The organism is Streptomyces sp. ATLC9, from assembly GCF_057196705.1.
On the sequence record NZ_JBXUOY010000399.1, the window covers coordinates 1 to 3,569 of the forward strand.

At 73.1% G+C, this 3,569-nt stretch carries 4 protein-coding genes; all 4 read left to right on the plus strand.

The window, feature by feature from the left end:
- Positions 1 to 461 precede the first annotated feature (461 nt).
- The 4 genes from AC2CJA_RS25380 to AC2CJA_RS25395 all read left to right on the plus strand — a co-directional run bounded on the left by AC2CJA_RS25380 (position 462) and on the right by AC2CJA_RS25395 (position 2,908).
- Positions 462 to 1,031: a heme-binding beta-barrel domain-containing protein gene (locus tag AC2CJA_RS25380; RefSeq protein ID WP_484605007.1), complete on the plus strand. Its 570-nt coding sequence runs from the start codon at positions 462 to 464 to the stop codon at positions 1,029 to 1,031.
- Between the two features lie 91 nt (positions 1,032 to 1,122).
- Positions 1,123 to 1,620: a Fur family transcriptional regulator gene (locus tag AC2CJA_RS25385; protein WP_484605008.1), complete on the plus strand. Its 498-nt coding sequence runs from the start codon at positions 1,123 to 1,125 to the stop codon at positions 1,618 to 1,620.
- Between the two features lie 9 nt (positions 1,621 to 1,629).
- Complete coding sequence (gene ygfZ / locus AC2CJA_RS25390; protein ID WP_484605009.1) at positions 1,630 to 2,601, plus strand: CAF17-like 4Fe-4S cluster assembly/insertion protein YgfZ; 972 nt, start codon at positions 1,630 to 1,632, stop codon at positions 2,599 to 2,601.
- An 85-nt stretch (positions 2,602 to 2,686) separates the two neighbouring features.
- Positions 2,687 to 2,908: a hypothetical protein gene (locus AC2CJA_RS25395; RefSeq protein WP_484605010.1), complete on the plus strand. Its 222-nt coding sequence runs from the start codon at positions 2,687 to 2,689 to the stop codon at positions 2,906 to 2,908.
- Positions 2,909 to 3,569: the final 661 nt, after the last annotated feature.

A 3,569-nucleotide genomic window follows, 5' to 3' on the forward strand; every position in this document is an offset into this window, starting at 1 on the left:
GTCCTCGGGGTGTTTCTGCGTCGCCGGCGACACCGTGGCCCTGACCGCCCAGCCCCGGAAGGGGACCGCTCCCGAGGTGCCGTTCCGGCGGACGGTGATCCCCCGGGCACAGCTCCTGAGCTGAGCTTCCGGGCCGGGCTTCCAGGACGTGTCCCCGGCCCCGCGGCGGGGCGGCGCACCTCACAGCACCGCCCCGCCGCGGGCCGACTAGACTCGTCGGCGGGCCGCCCACCGGCCCGTACGTCCGTGCCGAGCCCCCGAGGAGCGCTCCCGTGCTTGAGGCATTCTTCACCGCCCTGCTGGTCCTGGTCTGCGTCGGCGTCCTGGCGTTCACGGGCCTGACCGTGAAGAAGCTCTACCAGGGCCAGCGCTGACCCGCGGCCCGGCCCGCGCCCCGCGTCCCATGACCCGGGGCCGCACGTCCCAGACCACACGCCCTCGACAGATCGCCTGAGCATCCCATGATCGAGATCCCGTCCGACCTCCACCCGGACCTCGTCCCCCTCGCGTTCCTCCTGGGCGACTGGGCGGGCGCGGGCGTCGCGGACCTCCCGGACCGCGAGCAGTGCAACTTCGGCCAGGAGGTCACCTTCTCCCACGACGGCCGGGACTTCCTGGAGTACGTCTCGCGCACCTGGGAGCTGGACGACAAGGGCGAGAAGGTCCGCCCGCTGGAGAGCGAGAGCGGCTACTGGAAGATCGACGCGGAGCGCCGGGTCGAGGTCGTCATGGTCCGCGACCGGGGCATCGTCGAGGTCTGGCACGGCGGGATGGCCGAGCAGAAGCCGCAGATCGACCTGGTGACGGATGCCTTCGCCCGCCTCTCCTCGGCCGGCGAGTACTCCGGCGGCAAGCGGCTGTACGGCTACGTCAAGGGCGACCTGATGTGGGTCGGCGAGCTGGCCACCCCGGACCCCGAACGCCCGCTGCGCCCGTACATGTCGGCGCACCTGAGGAAGGTCGTCGACCCGCGCGAGTGGGCCAGGGACCTCAAGGACCTCCCGGACGACGGAATCGCCTTCTTCAAGTAGGCCGGGAGCGCGCCGGGACCGCCGATCCGGCACGTGAGCACACAAGGGTTAACACTTTCTCCGGCTTCACACCCTTCCTACACTGGCCACTGTGGTGAGCACCGACTGGCAGAGCGATCTACGCAGACGCGGATACCGGCTGACGCCGCAGCGCCAGCTCGTGCTGGAGGCCGTGGACAAGCTGGAGCACTCCACTCCGGAGGACATCCTCGCCGAGGTGCGGCGCACGGCGGGGAGTGTGAACATCTCCACCGTCTACCGCACGCTGGAGCTGCTGGAGGAGCTGGGGCTGGTCAGCCACGCCCACCTGGGCCACGGTGCTCCCACGTACCACCTGGCCGACCGGCACGACCACATGCACCTGGTGTGCCGGGACTGCACCACGGTGATCGAGGCCGACATCGCGCTCGCCGCCGACTTCACCGAAAGGCTGCGGGAGAGGTTCGGCTTCGACACCGACATGAAGCACTTCGCGATCTTCGGCCGCTGCCGCGACTGCGCCGAGCGGGCCTCCGGAGGGAACGCGGCGGCGGATCCGGAGGGCCCCGGGAGGGGCTCGGAGGGGAACACGGACCGCTCCGGGTCGTAGGCTGGCCGCATGTCGTACAAGAGCCCCCTGCTGTCGCTGCCCGGCGCCGTCCCCGCCGAGGCTCCGGACGAAGGCGTCGCCGCGCACTACGGCGACCTCTTCCGCGAGCAGCGCACGCTCGCCGACGGCGGCGGGATGGTGGACCTCTCGCACCGCGGCGTGGTCACCGTCACCGGCGAGGACCGGCTGAGCTGGCTCCACCTGCTGATCACCCAGCACGTCAGCGAGCTGGAGCCCGGCCGCGCCGCCGAGGCGCTGATCCTCTCCGCCAACGGCCACATCGAGCACGCGCTCCATCTGGTCGACGACGGCGCCACGGTCTGGATGCACGTGGAGCCGGGCGCCCAGGAGGCGCTGATCGCCTACCTGGAGAGCATGAGGTTCTTCTACCGGGTCGAGGTCGCCGACGCCACGGCCGGGTACGCCGTGGTGCACCTCCCGGCGGGCTCCATCGCCGAGGCTCCCGAGGGCGTGGTCGTCCGCGAGACGGCGTACGGGCGGGACCTGTTCCTGCCACGCGGCGAGCTGGAATCCTGCGCCGCCTCCCTGGGCCCGGCGGTCGGCGTGCTGGCGCTGGAGGCGCTGCGCGTCGAGGCGCACCGGCCGCGGATGGGGATGGAGACCGACCACCGCACCATCCCGCACGAGCTGGGCTGGATCGGCACGGCCGTCCATCTGCAGAAGGGCTGCTACCGGGGTCAGGAGACCGTGGCGCGCGTCCACAACCTGGGGAAGCCGCCGCGCCGGCTGGTCTTCCTCCACCTGGACGGCAGTGAGGTGCACCTGCCCGGCCGCGGCACACCCGTGCGGCTGGCGAAGGACGGCGAGGAGGGGCGGCAGCTCGGTTTCGTCACCACCTCCGCCCGCCACCATGAGCTGGGGCCGGTCGCCCTGGCCCTGGTGAAGCGGAACGTCCCGGTGGACGCGGAGCTGATCGCGGGCGACACGGCCGCGGCCCAGGAGACCGTCGTCGAGCCGTGAGCGTGTCCCGGCGGGCGGTGCGGCCCGGGAAGTGGAAGCGGTACGCCGGGGCGCGAGCAGGACCGCCGGGTGCATACTGGCGTTAATGACAAAATCGGCCGTAGCCCGGCGCCACCTGCCCACCAGCCCCTTCAAAGCCCCTGTCGCACCGCCCGACAAGCACTTCGCCGAGGGGGAGCGGGTCACCCACGACACCTACGGCCTCGGCCGGATCGTCTCCGTCGAGGAAGGCATCGCGGTACTCGTCGACTTCGGGTCCAAGCAGGTGCGGATCCTCAGCCCGTACCACAAGCTGAACGCTCTCTGAGACCGCCGCGTACGGCCGCCGCGGCACGGCGGCCGGCCGTCTCCCCCACGCCACGTTCCCGCCCCGAGAGGCAGATCTCCCCATCGACACCACCGAACTGTTCTCCGCTCCCGACCAGGCGCCCCCGGCCCCCCGGGCGGCGGCCCGGCCCCCGGCCCGGAACCCCTTCCAGGCACCGGACTTCGGAGACGTCCCGGACTACGACGACGCGGAGGAGACCGGAGAGCCGCCGTTCGACGCTGCCGCCGACGCGGCCCGCACCGCCATGGACGAGGGGTCTGCCCGGGGCGGCGGCGGCAGGAAGCGGCCGTCGAACTCCTCGCGCCGCCGGCGCAACCGCTCCCGCGAGGTCAGGCGGGGAACGCCCCGCCGCTGAGGGTCTTCAGCGCCCTGGTCTCGCCCTGGCCCGGAGCACGGCGAAGACGCTCACCGGGACCGTTCTGCGCCACCGTCCAGGCCCTCCCCGCCGCGGTGAGGCCCGGCAGGCCGACCACTCCCCCGCGAACGCCCGCCGCCCCGCCGCCCCGCCGCCCCGCCGAGTCGATCTCGGAGGCCGGAGAAGGCCGGGGCTCGCACGGAACCGGAAGTCCGCACCGGAGCGGGAACGCGGGCGGGGGGGGGGGGGCCCGCGGCCGGGGGGGGGGGGCCGGGGGCGCGCCGG